Raw genomic sequence first — 16,757 nt, 5'->3', positions numbered from 1 at the left:
CCTAGGAGGCGGCGGCGCGGGCTCGGTATGATAGGCGCAACGCCACGCCCTCATGCTGACCCATGGTGCACAGTCCCTCGCGCTTTCGCTTGCGTAGTCTGATCCTCTGGTGCAGCCTTTTTTTCCTGTTCGCGGCGCTGGCGGCCAGTTTCTACGCGACCTATCGCGTCAAGCGCGACGTGCTGATCCAGGACACCCTGCAGGCGAATCGCGTCTACGCCGAAAAACTGGCGAGCGTCACCGAAAACTATCTGCGCAGCTGCCGCCGCCTGTTATTCGTTTCGGCCGATGAGCTGCGGGGGCAGCCCACCCTGGACCGGGATGCCATGCAGGCCATGGTTGACCGCCTGGTGCAATTGAGCGATCTGTTCAATTCCATCATCGTGGTCGACGCCAAGGGCGTGGTGCTGGCCGATTCCTCCCATACCGAGGGACTGGTGGGCCAGCGCCTCATCCATCCCTTCGCCAAGCTCGCCATGGCGGCCCAGGGGCCGCTGACCAGCCAGCCCTATCGTTCGCCTTATAGCGGCCGCTGGCTGGTGTCGCTGTCGCAACCTATCTTCGGCGCCGACGGGCAGGCCACGGGCTATATCGCGGGCAACATCTATCTGCACGCGCCCAGCATCGTGCGCGGCATTCTCGGCGAGCACAGCCATGAAGACGGCTCCTTTTCCTATGTGCTGGACAGTTCGGGGATGCTGATCTACCACCCGGTCTCCACGCGCGAGGGCGAAAGCGTGCACAACCCCGCCGAGCAGGCCGTGCGGCGCGGCGAGCATGGCTCCATGCGCTTTCTCAACCAGGAAGGCGTGGACATGCTGGGCGGCTATGCGCCGGTGGCATCGGTGGGATGGGGCGTGATCGTGCAAAAACCCACCAAGGCGGCCCTGGCGCGCGTGGACCGGGCGCTGGCGCTCACGCTGCTCTATGCCTTGCCGGCCATTATGCTGGCGATCGCGGGCATCATCTGGCTGTCCAATCTCATCGCCCGGCCGCTGCGGCAGCTGGCCGCCGTCGCCAGCCGGATGGAAGAGCGCGATGTCAGCGACCATCTGCGTGCTATCCGCGGCTGGTACCAGGAGGCCGCCGAGTTGCGCCGCGGTTTGTTGCTGGGGGTCTCGGCCATCGGGCTGCGCATGGGGCGGCTGCGGAAGGAAAGCTCCAGCGATCCCCTGACCGGGACGCTGAACCGCCGCGGCCTCGCCGTCGCCCTGGAAGGCTTGAAGGCCCAGGGCGCGCCGGTGGCCGTCATCGCGTTTGACATCGATTACTTCAAGCGTGTCAACGACGAGCATGGCCATCACATCGGCGACCTGGCGATTACGCAGGTGAGCCACATGATGGAGGACTTGGTGCGCAGCGGCGATGTCGTGGCCCGGCTGGGCGGCGACGAATTCCTGGTGCTGTTGCCGCAGACCTCGCTGGCCGGCGCGGCGGCCTTCGCCGAACGCCTGCGCCAGACGGTGGCGCAGGCGCGAGTCGAGGAATGCGGCCCCATCACGCTGTCCATCGGCGTGGCGCGCTATCCGGACCACGGCTCCAACCTGGACGCGGTCATCAAGGGCGCCGACAAGGCGCTCTATGACGCCAAGGAGATGGGGCGCGACCGCGTGCGCGTCATGACGGCGCAGGGCATGCGCGATGCGCGGGACATCATTGCCGGCGCCAAATAGGCGCCTGCCGGATCAGCCCTGGGCGGCTTGCAGCCAGGGCAGGGCGCAGGGGCTCACCACGAAGCACAGCCCGGCGTTGTCCTGCTTCCAGACAAAGCCCGGCGCCAGCCCGTCCGCCAGGGGCAGCATGAGGATATGCGGCTCGCCCCGGAAGTCGCCTTCCCAGCCGGCGTCTTCGGCCGCGGCTTGGGCCTCATTGAAAGCGGCCCGCCAATCATCGCGCGCCAGCCCCTGGTCCGGCGAGGTTTCGGCCAGCGCCATGGCCTCGGCCACGGTCAGCAGGAAATTCCAGCCCGCGTCCAAAGGGGGTATCCGATATACATGCCAGCTCATAGGGCTTCCTGCGCTTGATGACAGGCCCAGTGTAGCCAAGCCCGGCCCGGGATTGTTGACGCCAACGGAACTTTGATGGCAAAACTGGCAAGATTATCTTTCTGGGCAAGCCCCTCATCATCTGCCTATCCCAATACGAGGCTGACATCATGACTTTCCGTAGCGCACTCATTACCGGCGCCTCACGCGGCATCGGCGCCGCCATCGCCACCCGCCTGGCCAAGGACGGCTATGCCGTCGCCCTGAACTACGCCACGCGCGGCGGCGAGGCCGAGGCGCTGGCGGCCAGCCTGCGCGAGCAGGGCGGCCGCGCCATCGCCTTGCAGGGCGATGTGGCCGACGCCGCCGGCGCGGCTGCGCTGTTCGAGCGCGTCGAGGCGGAATGGGGCGGCCTGGATGTGCTGGTCAACAATGCCGGCGTGCTGCAGACCGTGCCCCTGGCCAATGCCAGCGATGCGGTGTTCGACCAGATGATGGAGGTCAATGTGCGCGGCGTATTCAATACGCTCAGACTGGCCGCCCAGCGGCTGCGCGCCGGCGGGGCCATCGTCAATGTCTCCAGCACCCTGGTGGCGACCAATCTGCCGGGTTATGGCATTTATGTGGCGACCAAGGCAGCGGTCGAAGGCTTTACCCGCGTGCTGGCCAAGGAGATGCGCGGCCGCGACATCACCGTCAACGCCGTGGCGCCGGGCCCCGTGGCGACGGAGCTGTTCTTCACCGGCAAGACGCCCGAGCAGATCGCCGCCTTCACCAAGGCCCCGCCGCTGGAACGCCTGGGCGAGCCGGTCGATATCGCCAATGTGGTCGGTTTCCTGGCCGGTCCGGAGGGCCGCTGGGTCCATGGCCAGGTGCTGCGCGCCAACGGCGGCCTGGCCTAGGAGCCGCGGCCTGTGCGCACAGATGCTTGAATCGCTGCACGCGCTCTATGCCGCCCTGGCCGCCAAGTTGCCGGCGCTGGGGCCCTGGCTCGCGCCGCTGGCCTTTGTGCTCGCTTTCGTCAAATCCCTGCCGCTGGTGGCCCTGTTCATCCCGGGCACGGCGCTCCTGCTGTCCATCGGCGCGGCCATCCGCCTGAGCCAGGCCGGTTTTGCCGAAGTGTGGCTGGCGATTTCGCTGGGGGCGGCGCTGGGCGATTGGGTGTCCTTTGCCCTGGGGATCTGGGCCGGCCCGCGCGTCATGCACTGGAATTGGTTCAAGCAGCGCCCGCAGCTGGTCTTGCGCGCGGCGGCCTTTGTGCAGCGCTGGGGCGTGTTGAGCATCGTGCTGTGCCGCTTCTTCGGCCCCCTGAGGGCCACCGTGCCCCTGGCCGCGGGCATCTTCGGCATGCGGGCGGCCGCCTTCCAGGCGGCCAATTGGTCGTCGGCCCTGCTCTGGGCGGCCGCGCTGCTGGCGCCCGGCTGGCTCGGCAGCCAGTGGCTGCCCTAGCTGCCTGGCGCATCGCGTAGCGGCCCCGTGCGGGCTTGTCTCAGACCCCGACGACCGAGACTGCCTTGGTCACCAGATAGGCCTCCAGCGCCTCCGGGCCGCCTTCGGAACCATAGCCCGAGTCCTTGACGCCGCCGAAGGGCAGTTCGGCCGAGGGCGTGGCGGGCTGGTTGACCCACAGCATGCCGACTTCAAGGCGGCGCGACAGCGCATGCACGGTCTTGATGGACCGCGTGAAACCATAGGCGGCCAGGCCGAAGGGCAGGCGGTTGGCTTCGTCGATGGCCTCGTCCAGGGTGTCGAAGCCGCGGATCGCCGCAATCGGGCCGAAGGGCTCTTCGTTGAACACGTCGGCGTCGAGCGGCACATCGGTCAGGATGGTCGGTGCGAAGAAATTGCCGGCGCCGCCCACCCGCGCGCCGCCGGTGGCCAGGCGAGCGCCTTTCTCGCTGGCGTTCCTGATGATCTTGTCCATGGCCGCCAGGCGGCGGTCATTGGCCAACGGGCCCAGCGTCGTGCCTTCGGCCAGGCCGTCGCCCAGCTTGAGTTTCTCGGCATGGGCCACGAAGGCGCGCTCGAATTCGGCCTTGATGCTCTTGTGCACCAGAAAGCGCGTCGGCGAGATGCACACCTGGCCGGCATTGCGGAACTTGGCGCCGCCGGAGGCCTTCACGGCCAGCTCGACATCGGCGTCTTCGGCCACGATCACGGGGGCGTGGCCGCCCAGTTCCATCGTGACGCGCTTCATATGGCGGCCCGCCAGCGCGGCCAGCTCCTTGCCCACGGGCGTGGAGCCGGTGAACGTGACTTTGCGTATCACCGGGTGCGGAATCAGGTAGCTGGAGATTTCGGCCGGAGAGCCAAAGACCAGCCCCAGCACGCCTTTGGGGATGCCGGCGTCGACGAAGCAGTTGAGCAGGGCAGCCGGGGAGGCGGGAGTTTCCTCGGGCGCCTTCACCAGGAAGGAGCAGCCCGCGGCCAGCGCGGCGCCGAGCTTGCGCACGATCTGGTTGACCGGAAAGTTCCAGGGCGTGAAGGCCGCGACCGGCCCCACGGGTTCCTTGATGACGAGTTGCTGCGCGGCCATGTTGCGCGCGGGCACAATGCGGCCGTAGACGCGCAGGGCCTCGTTGCCGAACCAGTCGATGATCTCCGCGCCGGCAAGCACTTCGCCGCGGGCTTCGGCCAGCGGCTTGCCCTGTTCCTGGGTGAGCAGGCGCGCGACCGAGTCGGCGCGCTCGCGCAACAGGGCCGCGGCGCGGCTCATGATGCCGCAGCGCTCATGGGCGGACATGTCGCGCCAGGTCTCGAAGCCGCGCTGGGCGGCCGCCAGGGCAAGATCGAGGTCCTGCAGGCTGGCGCGGGCGACCTGGCCGATCTTCTGGCCGGTGGCGGGATTGACGACGTCGATGCGCGCGCCGCCCTGGGCTTCGCGCCATTCGTTGTCGATGAGTAGCAAAGTGTCGGGATAGTCGCTCATGAGGGTTCCATGGAAAGGGGTGGGCGCTTCATGGGGAAAAGGGGGGCCTTGATTGCGGCCGCCCGATAGCCAGGGCGCGCATCCTGCGATGCCAAGTGGGGCGCGGGAGGCTCCGGGTCCGCGGTGCGGCATCGCACTACAGCATACCGCGCAATGCGCCGCGGCTCGCGGAAATTACTGGAGCTGTCTCGCCGCGGCCGCTTTGCTACTCAACCGAGGTCATGCACGAGGTAGCCGGCCGCGATGGTGTCTCGCGTTGGCGGCAGACACGCGCGCTTGGAATCTCGGCGGCATCCATGCGTCGAGATGCATCAAGGGCTGTCTGTGCAGCATCTGACCATCCGCTCGGCCCAGGGCAGGTCACCCACGATGCGTGATCCTCGGAGGCAGGTCATCACGAGGTCGAAGTACTCAGAGGAACAAATCGCTTTCGCGCTGAAGCAGGCGGAACTGGGCGCGTCAATGCCCACAGACGGTACCGCAGTTTATGGCGCTCCATGAAACTCTGCGGCGGATATGGCATGGGAGTCAAGATAGCCGCCTGAGCGGGCCGAGAACTCAAAACGCACAGTTGTAAATTGCAGGCGCGTCGGATCCTGGGGGGACGGCTTCTGACTCAAATTAAAAGCGTCCGTTCGATAGTAACCACCGCTCATCAGATCCTGATACGCCAGAAAGTAGCTGCCCGGTGCAATATTCACAATAGAAAAGCCTTGGCGGGAGCCCAGGAAGAGGTGGCGGCTGGCGTGTTTCGCGTTGCGGGCGGTGTTGACGAGCTTTACAAAGAAGGCGCTTTTTGTATTGGTATTGACTAGATCGATGATGGACCCACCGTAATCGGAGGAATCGTACCCCTCGAGATATCCTGAGGTTGTGGGCCATGGCGCTCCATTTGGCGCTTTGAGCACTTTAATTGACGAAACCGCTGAATTCTTGGCTGCCGGGATTGAGAGAGGGGCAGGCTGATTGTCTCTGCGCGGAGGGGCGGGGGGCACAGGGATAAGGGCGGCAGCCGTTGCGGGCGTAGCCGGGGGCTGGCCTCGGGTCTGCCCTGCTTGCCCCTTGGCGAAGATGAGGACTGTGATGAGCGTGAATACGATCAGTGCAGCGTATTCTCCTGAGCGCAGCAAGCGAATGGGCTCAGGGGCCACTGGCATTGGCCCGGAGCCCATGGGATTATCCGACTTATAAGGAGTCTGTTCGTATTCCTCGCCCTCTGACGAATTACTACTGAAGTCGCGCGTTGGCTCGCCGTCTGCATATGTCTGCCGGGACGATTTATTGTGCGACTCCGCCGCGCTCAATGTCCGGTCGTAGCGGGCACGTTCATCGGGGCAACTGAGTACCGCATAGGCAGCGTTGATGGCTTGCATCCGGGCCTTCGCCAGGGCATCGCCTTGGTTACGATCCGGATGGTACTTCTGCGACATTGCTCTGTACGCAGCCTTAATGACTTCCGGGATGGCATCTTGGGTGACGCCCAGTGTCGTGTAATGGTCCATCGGTTAGACAAGGCCGGTTCGGAACTGCTCAGTTCTTGTTTGTCCACGTTTTAACCGCTTGGGCTTTGACGATGACACGGTGTCGATACCGGTTCGTGCCGACACGGCCGTAGCACCATGTGTCCTCGTCTCCCCCGCGTTTAAGGTCGTCGGGAGGACCCCAGGAGTCCCGGAGCATCTCGGAAGTAGCACCCTTCCATATTTTTCCTTGAATGATGGCTTCGACGATGCGTGCATCACCATATTTTTGCGTGAGAGAGAACACTCTGGCGTTATGTTGGTTCTGTAGGTTCACCGCAGTGATTCGCCGCATGATCCACCAGCGGAGAAGCAACGCCAAGACGCAGTAACCTGCGACTAGCATGCCTGGAAGATTGCCTGCACGGCTGATTACGATCAGGCACAGAGAAAGGGTGAAAATCCACGAAATGGCATTAACCATGAGAATCCATAGCTCCGTGACGCGAGTCCTTTTTCCTTCTTAAGGGATAAGTTTTCCCGTGTCCTTGGAGGGCAGGCCAAGGCGTCTACGAATAATCGGGTCGTCCCCAGAGTATTGTTTGGCCTGCTCTAGTCGTTCTATTTCTTCCCGAGAATAGGTTCTGTCTCCCTCCGTTGTCTTGAGGGCCGGAGTGGGAACCGGCGCTAAGGTCTGAGATAGCCTCATGCCGCCTTGTCCGGAGGTATTTACCTGGGGTGTCCGATACTCGACCGGGCCCGGAATAAGATTGGGAGCATATTGAGCTGGAGCGCCCGGGGCAGCGGTAGGCGCCGTGGGCCGCCCCTGTGGCTCCAGGTGCGAAGAGGGCGGCGAGGATTGTTTTCCACCGGAAAAAGCGGCTAGGGCCGATAAAACCACTGCTGTGGTCAGTATTTTTCCGAGCAAACCCATCCCAGCATACTTGACGTCGGGATCACCGCATGTGGGACATCGTGTAGAGAGATTTTTCCCCTTTGGATACCACGTGCTCTTGCATTTTCCGCACTTATTCAGCGAGCGCTTTGTTGCCATTTTGAGTCCAATTGATCAGTCATTGTTGTAACACAAAATAACTTAATAATAAATTGTTTTGAATCGAACAAGACGGCAGGCTGGCGTCCATTGGTTTGGGCGTCGCCGGCATTGCCTGGCAATTGGAGAGCAGGGTATGAAGGTCTGTGCGGCTGATGGGCGCTCTGGGATGGTCAACTTTCCGGGGCGCCAAAAAAAAGCCAGCTTTTTAAGCTGGCTTATTATTAAGTACTTGATATTGCTAGAGAATTTGGTGGAGCCGGGGGGAATTGAACCCCCGTCCGCAAGCCCTCCGCAGTCAGTTCTACATGCTTAGTCGATCTATTTGGATTTAACCCCGGACTTAGCCGATCAACGGGCCGGACCGAGGCGATTCACGTAATTTAAATCTGAGCCGTGTGACCCCAGCGCAGACCGATTCCTTGTGAATAACGTTGCTGTGGTTCGAGGGTTGCCCCCCTAGGAAGTTGCCTTCCTCCACCTGACCCAAGGACAGATCAGTGCAACGGCTCACCGCTTAAGCGGCGAGAGCGAAACGCTCGTCGTTGGCGTTTGTTTGTTTCCAGTGGATTTACGAGCTTACTGGTGCTCGGCATGCCCTGAGCTGTTTCATGACCCACGTCGAATCCGGATCGGCCCCTAGGGAACTTCGTATTGTACGTCAAATAGGGGCTGGGTGCCGGATTTCAAGGGGGGAGGGACGGGACTGGAGGGCCGCGATCCGGGGCGCCTAGCCGGCCACGCCGTCGCAGACGGCGGCCGTCTGCCGGCGGCGGCGCGTGCGCGCCATCAGGCCGATGGCCAGCGCCAGGGCCGCCACCAGGATCAGCGCCGAGGACCAGCCCAGGGCGCGCAGGCCCAGCTGGTCAATGACGTCGCCGCCCACCACGGCGCCCAGGCCGATGCCGATGTTGGCGCCCGAGATGTTCAGCGAGGCCGCAAAGGCCGGGGCCTGCGGCGCGGACTTCATGACGCGCACATGGCAGACGATGAAGAGCGCGGATTGGGCGATGCCCCAGGCGCCCAGCGTCAGGGCCAGCGTGAGGGGGACCTGCATGACGAGGGTGACGACCGACAGACTGGCCGCCATCAGCGTGGTGAACAGGGTCGTCGCGCCCAGCGGGCTTTTGTCGACCAGGCGGCCGCCCAGGCTATTGCCGATGATGCCGATGGCGCCAAAGCCCATCATGCTCCAGCCCACGATGCGCCCGTCAAAGCCGCCCAGGCGCTCCAGCATGTCGGCCAGATAGGTGTAGGCGGTGAACATGCCGGTGAAGATCAGCAGCGAGAGCAGGACGTGGCCGATCACCATGGGGTCGCGCACGATGCGCAGCTGGGAGCTGAAACGCAGGCCTTCGCCGGCCACGCGGATGGCCGGAAAGCACAGGGCCAGCAGAACGGCCTTGGCGAAGGACACCGCCGCCAGCGCGCCGAAGGCGGCGCGCCAGCCGAAGGCATCGGAGATCAGCACGCCGATGGGGATGCCGAACACCGTGGCCGCGACGATGCCGAAGGCCACCATGGAGATGGCGCGTCCGGCATGGGCGGGACCGACCAGTTCGACCGCCGTGGCGCTGGCCAGCGACCAGAACACCGGCAAGGCCAGGGCGGGGACGAAGCGCGCGATGGCCATGATCCAGATATTGGGCGCCAGGGCGGCAAGCACATTGGACAGGCCAAACAGGATGAGCACGCCGATGAACAGGCGCTTGCGCTCGATATTGGCCGCCAGCGCGGTCAGGAAGGGGCCGGTGCTGGCCACCGTGAAGGCAAACAGCGACACCAGCAGGCCCGCCTGCGAGACGCTGACCTGCAGCTCTCGCGCCATGGGCGGCAGCAGGCCGATGATGAGGAATTCGGTGGTCAGAATCGTGAATCCGGCCGCCGACAGCAGCACGATGGGTAATAGCATGAGTCTCTCGATTCCCGCGGCCAAGGCGGCGCGGAACGGATGGATGAGATGAAAACCGGGGGGTGGGCCAGGAAGCGCAGCAGCTGCGCACAGCGCGGGGGGCCCTTGGGGTTAGGGATATTGTGCGGGGGAAAGATGCCAGGATAAAGACGCCGTGGCCGCCAGCACTGGTTGGCCGGATCGAACAATGCGGACCGGGGGGCCAGGGATGCCGGCGGGCGCCGGGGCGGGCATAATCGTCAAATCGGCCATTCGGGCAGGCCGATGGAGAGGCCATGAAGCCGGATGCGATAGTAGCCGATTCTCCCTTGCGCCGGCGCATGCTGCGTTGGGGGCTGGCCGCGCCGCTGGCGCTGGCCTTGGCCGGATGCGCGCCGCGTCCGCCCGCGCTCGATGGCAGTTTCGTGCAGATCTGGCACAGCCATCTGGCGTGGTCGCGCACGCGGTGGCGCCGCCTGATGGGCGAGATGCGCGCGCTCGGCTGCCGCGAGGTGGTGCTGCAATGGACGGGGGTGTCCGGCGGCACGGCGCCCGCCTGGCAGGTGCCCGACGCGGTGATGGAGACTATCTTCGATACCGCGTCGGCGCGCGGCCTGAATGTGCGCGTGGGCCTGCCCTTCGATCATGGCTGGTGGGAGGCCATCAAGACCCCCGATCCTGCCGCGCTGGCGGCGTTTTTCCAGCGCAGCCGGGAGGCGGCCATCGGCTATCTGAACAGCGCGCCCTGGCCTTTGCGCCGCCGCTTCGGCGGCTGGTACATCCCTTACGAGATCGAGCAGTATTCCTGGGCCGATCCGGCGCGCCGCGCCATGCTGGCCGACTGGCTGGGGGCGATCTCGGAGGCGGCGCAGGGCGTCACCGGCCAGGTGCCGGCGATTTCGACCTATTTCAGCCAGCTGCCTAGCGCCACGACCTTGCTGGCCGTATGGGAGACGCTTTTGTCGCGAGCGGCGCTGCGGCCCATGGTGCAGGATGGCGTGGGGGTGGCCGGGATGCAGAATCTCGCCAGGATAGCGCCGCTGCTGGCCGGCTTGCGCCAGCGCGAGGCCGTCTTCGATGTGATTGTCGAGCTCTTCGAGCAGCTGCCCACGGCCAAGAATGACGGTTCGGAGTTCCGGGCCCAGCCGGCCGATTGGGAGCGTGTGCGCCGTCAACTGGAATGGGCCGGGCAGACCGGCGCGGCGCATACGCTGGCCTTCGCGGTCGAGCCCTGGCTCACAGGCGCCGAGGAGCGGGCCCGGGCCTTGCGGCGCGCCTGGCGCCAGGCGCGGTTCTGAGCCCTCAGTAGTAGAGCGTCATGCTCATGAACAGGCCCTTGGCGCGCTCGGTCGCGCCGCCGCCCAGCGGCGTGCGGTATTGCACCGACCAGTCGAAATACGAGCGCGGCGCGTTGTAGTGGTCTTCGCGAAACCAATAGCGAAGATTCAAGCCCGGGCCAACGCCGAGCGACCAGCTGCGGCCGTTGTCCGAAAGCGCATAGTCGATGGTGGCGGGCGGGTAGCTCACGCCGCTTGCGCGGTTTTTCTGCCATAGCCAGTCCGCGCCCACCACCACATGGGGAAAGATCACCAGGTTGTTGCTGATCTGGTCCAGGCGGAAACTGCGCCCGACGCGCAATTCGGCGGTGGCGAAGGCCTGGTCGCGCGTGAGCTTGCCATCGGAGCTGGCCACCGTGCCGGTGGTGTTGCCCTTGCGGTCCACGCTCTTGACGTCAAAGCGGGCGTCGTTGCTGTCCCAGGTATAGCCCAGCTGCGAATAGCCTTCCACGGTGAGCCAGCTTGGCACGTCGGTGCGCAGGTCGCGGCCATGGTAGTAGCCATAGGTCATATAACCCATCCAGCCGCCGGCGTCGCTGTCGAGCCGGTAGCGGGTCACGGTGTTGATGCCGCGCGGCTGGTCAAAGCCGCGCTGGATGCCGCATTGCACCAGCGACGACTGAGGGTAGAGCGTGCCCTGGCGGGTGGCCGAGCCCAGGAAAAACCGCCGCTCCAGGCCGAAGGTCAGGCCGGTGTCGGCCAGCAGATAGCGCAGGCCGAGCGCCCCTATGGTGCTGGGCCAACCGGTGACGGTGCGCGTGTTCTGTACGCGCTCGCTGCGCGCGCGCGAATCGTCGGTGACTTCGCCGGTGCAGGGATCGACGAATTTCACGGATTCAAAGGTGCTGCCCTCGTCGTATAGGGTATTGGACAGCCGCGCATAGGCTTCGAGCATGCCGTAGCGGTTGTTGGTCTGTGGCGGGCGCCAGAAGACCTCGGCGGTGCTGAAAACGGCATCGCCCGGGGTGCTGATGGCCGCGCCGCCCAGGCTGCTATTGGCCGGGCGCGCGCCGCGATAGCCCGCCGACAGCGAGGCGCCCCATTCGCGCGACAAATTGGCGATGGCGCTGCGCGTGTTGTAGCGCTGTTGCGGGTCCAGTGGCAGCTGTCCGGCATCGGCCATGTCGATGCCCTGCTTGAGTTGTTCCACCGCCTCGGGATTGCGGCCCAGCGCCGATAGCGCATAGGCCTGGTCCAGGGTGACGCTGGGCGGCGCCTGGCCGGTGGCCTGCGCGGCGCGGAAATCGGCCAGCGCCAGTTCGGGCTCGCCCAGGCGCTGGCGCAGATAGGCGCGTTGCAGCAGCAGCGTGGCCTCGCCAGGGGTCTTGGCCAGGGCATCGTTCAGCCGAATCTCGGCCTCGGCGGCCTGTTGGCGGTCGCCCGAGGCCAGGGCGGTGGTGTAGAGGCGCTGGCGCTCGGGATTGTCCGGATCGGCATCCAGGGCCAGTCTGGCCTGGCGGATGGCTTCCGGGTAATCCTGGCGCGCATAGGCCGCGTAGGCCAAGGCCGCCGCGCTGTCGTCGACGGCCGGGGCGGGCGGCGCAGGCGGCGGCGCGAGCTGGCGCCGCAGGGCGTCGCGCCGGGCCTTCAGTTCGGCCTGGTTGGGCGCGCCCAGCGCGAGAGCCGTGCCTGCGGCGCTTTCGGCCTGGGCCAGCTTGTTCTGGGCCACGAGCGCATCCAGCCATAGCAGGGCCCAATTGCCCTGCCGGGGATCGGTGCGAAAGGCGCGTTCAGCGCCTTTCTCGGCCGCGGGCATGTCGCCGCGCTTGTAGTCGGCATAGGCCTTGGTGGCGATGGGATAGCCGCGTTCATAGGCACTGGCGCGGCGGGGCGCGGGGCGGGCCACGGGCGCGCTGGCGGGTTTCGGAGGGGAGGGTTTCAGGTTGGCGATGGCCGCCTTCAGGCCGGGGTCGTCCAGCCCCTGCTCGACCGCGGCTTGCGCGGCCGCCAGCGCCTCCTGGTCGCGGCCCAGTTTTTGCAGCGTATAGACCTTGAGCAATTGCAGGCGCGCCACGTCGGGCCGGGCGTTCAGCGCATGGTTGACCTGCGTGAGCGCATCGGCGTAGTTGCCGGCGTCATAGCTTTTATAGGCCTGGTCGGCATACTGCCAGGCGGCTCCCGTCAACGGCGCTTCCTGCGCCAGCGCCAGGCCGCCGCACAGGGCGAGGGCCAGGATCAGCGCGCGCGGGATCATGATTTGCCCTCGGCTTCGCCCGATGCGGACTGCTGAAAGGAAATGGCTTCTTCCAGCGTGGGGCGGTCCAGCCAGCCTTCCTCGGTGAGGATCTGTCCCAAGGGCTTTTTTTCCTTCTTCTGTTTTTCCAGCGCCCGGGCCAGGGTGTGCTGGTCGATGGCGCGCCAGGACAGCAGGAGATCGCCCAGGCGCTGGCGTTGCTGCGTCAGCTGTTCGGTCGAGGGGAAGTCATGCATGGTCTTGTCCCAGACCAGGCGCTTGCCGAAGAGCAGGTGGCCCAGGAAGAGCTTCCAGGCGCGGGCGGCCGCCATGGCATTGATGAAGTTGCCGATGACCATGCGCGGCGCCGAGAGCAGGGCATGTTCCCAGCCATAGTACCGGCCCACGAATAGCGCCCGCTGGCCCAGCCGCGCGGCCAGCAGAAAGCCATTGGCCCACAGCAGCGCCGTATACCAGCTGCCCGGGCGGAATAGCGAGGGATACAGCGTCGTCCACCAACCCAGCTTGTTCAGCCCGATGAAGATCAGGAACTGCGCCAGCAGGACGTAGGCGATGATGGCGATAAAGGAGGTGAACAGGCCTTTGCGGTCGCGGAACAGCAGATAGCGGTTGGCCAGACTGCCTGTCCAGCCGACCTGCTGCCAGCCCTGAAGGCCGATGCCCAGCGTCCAGCGCGCTTTCTGGCGATACGCCGTCCTGAACGTGTCCGGAAAATACTCCCGCACCGCCATGGGCATCCGGACCGAACCCACGCGCTCATGGCCCAGGCCGAACCAGGGCCTGCGCCGCGTGACGTATTGCACCGGAAACTTGCCGAAGATCTGTTTCATGCCGCGTTGCGCCAGGCGGGCGCCGATGTCGTAGTCCTCTGTCAGCGTGTCCGTATTGAAGGGCTGGTTGTGGGTTTCGGCGGCCAGCTCTTCCAGGGCCTTGCGGGAAAAGCAGGTGCCCACGCCGGCCGAGGGCACCATGCGCGACAGGCTTTCGCGCACCACCAGATCCTTGGTGTGCCATTCGGCGAATTCGTCCATATAGGTGCCGGCCACGAGTTCATACCACTCGCGCTCCAGCGACGTCACCGGCAATTGGATGAAGTCGATGCGCGGCAGCAGATAGTTGAAGTACTTCATCTCCAGCGGGTGCAGCACGTCCTCGCTGTCGTGCAGGATAACGCCGGCGAAGGGTTCGGGCTGCTTGGCGTTTTGCGCGAAGATGGCTTGCACGATCCAGTTCAGGCAATCGGCCTTGCAGGTTGGCCCGTCGTGCGGCACCTCCACGCGGATGAGTTGCCGGTAGCGTCGCCGCATGCGCTCGACTTCTTCGATGGTGCGGGCGTCGTTCTGGTAGGTGCCGGCGAAGATCATGTAGTTCTTGTAGTTCAGCGTGGAGACCATGGTCTCCAGCATCGAGGCGATCACGTCGTACTCCAGCCAGGCCGGCACCATGATGGCCAGCGGCTGCTCCGGTTTCTCCAGCAACTGCGCTTCGGTCAGCGGTGAGAAGAGGGGTTTGATAAAAAGCTTGCGGTATAGCTCGCGGGTCCAGTACCAGAGGTCGATGAACAAGTCATCGATGCTGGAGAGCATGATCAGCACCGCGACTATCGCGGTCACGAGTTCGAGTCCGCGATAGTAGTCGGCGACCAGATAGGGCCAATAGAGCGAAGAGAAGAGGGAAGACATGCGCCTAGCCTGGGGTCAGGGGAAGTCGAAGCCTCTTCTCAATGGCTGTTCTCGCGGCGCTTGCGGGCGCGGCGCACGGCCAGGGCAAGCAGCAGCCCGAGCACCAGCACGATGCCTAGCGCCGGCAGTCCCCAGGACAGGTAGTTGCGCCATTCATAAAATGTCCCGCCCGCGGCGCCTGGCGGGCGGCTCAGGCCCGGATCGGTCGTATCGACCCAGGCCAGCGGCCCCTTGGCGCCCAGGACCACGCCGTCGCCGCGCGAGAGCACAAAGGCGGCGGACGGCGTGACCGGCGTCTTGCCCAGCGCATACCAGGCGATGCCGGATTGCTTGCCGGCCTTGACGACCGAGGCCGCGCTCAGCGGCTCGGGGCCTTCAAGATCCAGCCAGGGCCGCTCGCGGCCGCCCACGCGCAGCCGTTTGCCTTCGACGACCTCGATGAGCGGCGCGGCCCCGGCCACGGTCACGCCCATGGCCAGGAAGGGCTTGGTCGGCTGCGCCTCCTTGTCCGCCAGCACGAGCTCGGCGCGGGCCGGCGACAGGGCGCTGGCCGTGGCCATGGGGATGACGTGGGGCAGCGACTCGGCCGGTTTGTCCAGCCATGCCGGTGGCAGGATGAGTTGCGGGCTGCCCGCCAGCAGGGGCAGCAGGCCCACGAATGTCCCGTCGGGCTCGGCCGGCGTCGGCCGCAGATGGCTGCTGGCCAGCACATTGACGGGATAGGCCTGCGGCGTCTCGGCGCAGTCCGGCGAGGCAGATTGGCGCTGGAAACTCACGCGCAGCACATTGTTCACGCCCAGCGCATAGCCCGGGACGCGAGAGGTCAGCCGAGCGGGCTGGCCGGCATCGGTCAGCCGGCGCGCGTCCAGCAGCACCCCGTTCCAGAGGACCGAGACCACCGGCGGCGATGCCGCGGCGCCGGGGGCGGCCGCCACATCGAGCACCAGTTCTCCCGGGATGCGGCCGTCGGCCGAGACCGAACTCAGCGGAAAGTTGATGGTCCAGTCGCCGCGCGTGATGACATCGAAAGCCTGGGTGGAGCCTCCCAGGTCGGACAGGCGCACGGCGCCGCTCATGGGATTCTGGCCCGCGCTGTGCAAGCTGGCTTGCGGACCGGCCAGCACGCGGCGCCACTGGCTGTCGAAGAGGCCAGCGGCCTGGGCCCCGGCGTCCGGGGCGATGGCGATCACGGTCTGTTTGCCTAGCAGGCCGAGCTTGACCTGCTGGCTGGCCGGCGGGGCGTCGGCCAGGCCGGCATGCTGGTCGCGCCAGGCTTTCAAGCCGGCGACGGCGTCGCTGTCGTTCTGCAATTGCGCCTGCAGGGCGTCCAGCGCGGCCTTGAGCTGCGCCGAGAACGCGGCATCGGCAATGACCAGATCGGCCTGCACGCCGCCGGCGACTATCCAGGCGCCGAGCTCGGCCGCGTCGGCCAGACGGTGTTCGTCCTTGCCACGCAAGGCCGCGAAGCCCTTGACGTCCGCCAAGCCCGCTGGAATGGCAAGCCCGTCCAACGCAACCGTATCGCCCACGGCGGGCAGGCTGGAGACCCGCGCGCGCTTGCCGGCCCGGCCAAGCGCCACGCCGGCGCGCCAGGCCGCGTCGTAGCTGGTCTGCTCCAGTTTGCCGCTGGCGATCAGCAACACCGGCTTGCCGGGCAGGGTGCTCCAGGCATCGTCCAGCGTGGTGAGATCGCTCGAGGCAAAGCGGTAGGCCAGGCGGGTGGTGGGCGCCAGCGTCAGCACATTGGCCGTGGGCCGGTCCGGATCGCAGATGCGGCGGCCGATGGGCGAGCCCCAATCGACCCGCAGATGCACAAAGCCGGAGTCGCGCGCATGCGCGTCAAGCGCATAAGGGCGGGTGATTGAGCCCTCGCGCTCCTGCATGCGCTGGGCCATGACCGGACGGCCGTCTATGCTCAGGCCCAGCGTCGGGGGGCTTTCCTCGCCTCGGATATACCGTCCGTCGACCGTGAGCGTGGCATCGGCCAGACGCAGGCCTTTGGGAACCGGCAAGTAGTAGTCCTGCTGGTTCTCGCTCATGCGCAGCACCGCCGGATCATTGAGGCCCAGGTCTTCCAGCGAAAGACTGCGCTGGACCCAGGTGTCGCGCGCCAGCTCGCGCAGCGCGTCGCCGGCGGGCGAGGCGGGCGCGGCCGCGGGCAGGGCCAACGCGGTCAGCAGGACGAGTCGTGTCAGGTTCGGCAGGCGAGTGCAAGAGACAGGCAT

The 16,757-nt window shown here is 65.9% G+C and carries 12 protein-coding genes and 1 other RNA gene; 4 read left to right on the top strand and 9 right to left on the bottom strand.

The window, feature by feature from the left end; translation table 11 throughout:
- Positions 1-89 precede the first annotated feature (89 nt).
- Positions 90-1,673, top strand: a complete 1,584-nt coding sequence (locus L540_RS02785; RefSeq protein WP_165590408.1) for a sensor domain-containing diguanylate cyclase — start codon at positions 90-92, stop codon at positions 1,671-1,673.
- Between the two features lie 12 nt (positions 1,674-1,685).
- Here L540_RS02785 and L540_RS02780 read toward each other — a convergent pair whose 3' ends face one another.
- A complete protein-coding gene (locus L540_RS02780) occupies positions 1,686-2,006 on the bottom strand; it encodes a hypothetical protein (RefSeq protein WP_043212832.1) in 321 nt (106 codons plus the stop codon).
- 149 nt (positions 2,007-2,155) lie between these two features.
- On the opposite strand from L540_RS02780, the gene L540_RS02775 reads away from it, so the two are divergent.
- Both L540_RS02775 and L540_RS02770 read left to right on the top strand, forming a co-directional pair.
- Complete coding sequence (locus tag L540_RS02775) at positions 2,156-2,887, top strand: SDR family oxidoreductase (RefSeq protein WP_043212834.1); 732 nt, start codon at positions 2,156-2,158, stop codon at positions 2,885-2,887.
- 22 nt (positions 2,888-2,909) lie between these two features.
- The gene (locus L540_RS02770; protein ID WP_043212836.1) at positions 2,910-3,434 is read left to right on the top strand and encodes a DedA family protein; all 525 of its coding nucleotides are present in this window, start codon (positions 2,910-2,912) and stop codon (positions 3,432-3,434) included.
- A gap of 40 nt (positions 3,435-3,474) precedes the next feature.
- Here the strand turns inward: L540_RS02770 and L540_RS02765 are convergent, their stop codons facing one another.
- The 5 genes from L540_RS02765 to L540_RS02755 form a co-directional block, all read right to left on the bottom strand.
- Positions 3,475-4,914 carry an NAD-dependent succinate-semialdehyde dehydrogenase gene (locus L540_RS02765; RefSeq protein WP_043212838.1) on the bottom strand — a complete coding sequence of 480 codons (1,440 nt, stop codon included), beginning with the start codon at positions 4,912-4,914 and terminating at the stop codon, positions 3,475-3,477.
- Between the two features lie 485 nt (positions 4,915-5,399).
- Positions 5,400-6,416, bottom strand: a complete 1,017-nt coding sequence (locus L540_RS21420; RefSeq protein WP_082149527.1) for a J domain-containing protein — start codon at positions 6,414-6,416, stop codon at positions 5,400-5,402.
- Between the two features lie 28 nt (positions 6,417-6,444).
- Positions 6,445-6,858 (bottom strand): hypothetical protein, encoded by a 414-nt coding sequence (locus L540_RS21705; RefSeq protein WP_131726024.1) that lies wholly within the window; start codon positions 6,856-6,858, stop codon positions 6,445-6,447.
- Between the two features lie 821 nt (positions 6,859-7,679).
- Positions 7,680-8,068, bottom strand: a transfer-messenger RNA (tmRNA) gene (ssrA, locus tag L540_RS21415).
- Between the two features lie 90 nt (positions 8,069-8,158).
- Positions 8,159-9,340: an MFS transporter gene (locus tag L540_RS02755; RefSeq protein ID WP_043212839.1), complete on the bottom strand. Its 1,182-nt coding sequence runs from the start codon at positions 9,338-9,340 to the stop codon at positions 8,159-8,161.
- Between the two features lie 275 nt (positions 9,341-9,615).
- Between L540_RS02755 and L540_RS02750 the strand changes: the two genes are divergently transcribed.
- On the top strand, positions 9,616-10,617 hold the full coding sequence (locus L540_RS02750) for a DUF4434 domain-containing protein (RefSeq protein WP_043212842.1): 1,002 nt from the start codon (positions 9,616-9,618) through the stop codon (positions 10,615-10,617).
- 4 nt (positions 10,618-10,621) lie between these two features.
- On the opposite strand, the gene L540_RS02745 is transcribed toward L540_RS02750, so the two are convergent.
- From L540_RS02745 to L540_RS02735, 3 genes are read right to left on the bottom strand one after another with little or no spacing between them, the layout of a single operon-like run.
- Positions 10,622-12,850 carry an NfrA family protein gene (locus tag L540_RS02745; RefSeq protein WP_043212844.1) on the bottom strand — a complete coding sequence of 743 codons (2,229 nt, stop codon included), beginning with the start codon at positions 12,848-12,850 and terminating at the stop codon, positions 10,622-10,624.
- Positions 12,847-14,532 carry a glycosyl transferase family protein gene (locus L540_RS02740; RefSeq protein ID WP_043212846.1) on the bottom strand — a complete coding sequence of 562 codons (1,686 nt, stop codon included), beginning with the start codon at positions 14,530-14,532 and terminating at the stop codon, positions 12,847-12,849. Before L540_RS02740 ends, L540_RS02745 begins: the two co-directional genes overlap by 4 nt.
- Positions 14,533-14,570: 38 nt before the next feature.
- Positions 14,571-16,757, bottom strand: coding sequence for a hypothetical protein (locus tag L540_RS02735; protein WP_043212848.1), 2,187 nt, complete (start codon positions 16,755-16,757; stop codon positions 14,571-14,573).

This window comes from Bordetella pseudohinzii, assembly GCF_000657795.2.
Classification (GTDB): Bacteria; Pseudomonadota; Gammaproteobacteria; order Burkholderiales; family Burkholderiaceae_B; genus Bordetella; species Bordetella pseudohinzii.
This window is presented reverse-complemented; position numbering and strand designations above follow the sequence as displayed.

What these genes read in the sequence shown, in the direction of transcription:
- L540_RS02780 (WP_043212832.1), bottom strand. Translation starts at nt 2,006, where the DNA reads ATGAGCTGGCATGTATATCGGATACCCCCTTTGGACGCGGGCTGGAAT.
- L540_RS02775 (WP_043212834.1), top strand. Translation starts at nt 2,156, where the DNA reads ATGACTTTCCGTAGCGCACTCATTACCGGCGCCTCACGCGGCATCGGC.
- L540_RS02770 (WP_043212836.1), top strand. Translation starts at nt 2,910, where the DNA reads ATGCTTGAATCGCTGCACGCGCTCTATGCCGCCCTGGCCGCCAAGTTG.
- L540_RS02765 (WP_043212838.1), bottom strand. Translation starts at nt 4,914, where the DNA reads ATGAGCGACTATCCCGACACTTTGCTACTCATCGACAACGAATGGCGC.
- L540_RS21420 (WP_082149527.1), bottom strand. Translation starts at nt 6,416, where the DNA reads ATGGACCATTACACGACACTGGGCGTCACCCAAGATGCCATCCCGGAA.
- L540_RS21705 (WP_131726024.1), bottom strand. Translation starts at nt 6,858, where the DNA reads ATGGTTAATGCCATTTCGTGGATTTTCACCCTTTCTCTGTGCCTGATC.
- L540_RS02755 (WP_043212839.1), bottom strand. Translation starts at nt 9,340, where the DNA reads ATGCTATTACCCATCGTGCTGCTGTCGGCGGCCGGATTCACGATTCTG.
- L540_RS02750 (WP_043212842.1), top strand. Translation starts at nt 9,616, where the DNA reads ATGAAGCCGGATGCGATAGTAGCCGATTCTCCCTTGCGCCGGCGCATG.
- L540_RS02745 (WP_043212844.1), bottom strand. Translation starts at nt 12,850, where the DNA reads ATGATCCCGCGCGCGCTGATCCTGGCCCTCGCCCTGTGCGGCGGCCTG.
- L540_RS02740 (WP_043212846.1), bottom strand. Translation starts at nt 14,532, where the DNA reads ATGTCTTCCCTCTTCTCTTCGCTCTATTGGCCCTATCTGGTCGCCGAC.
- L540_RS02735 (WP_043212848.1), bottom strand. Translation starts at nt 16,757, where the DNA reads ATGCCTGTCTCTTGCACTCGCCTGCCGAACCTGACACGACTCGTCCTG.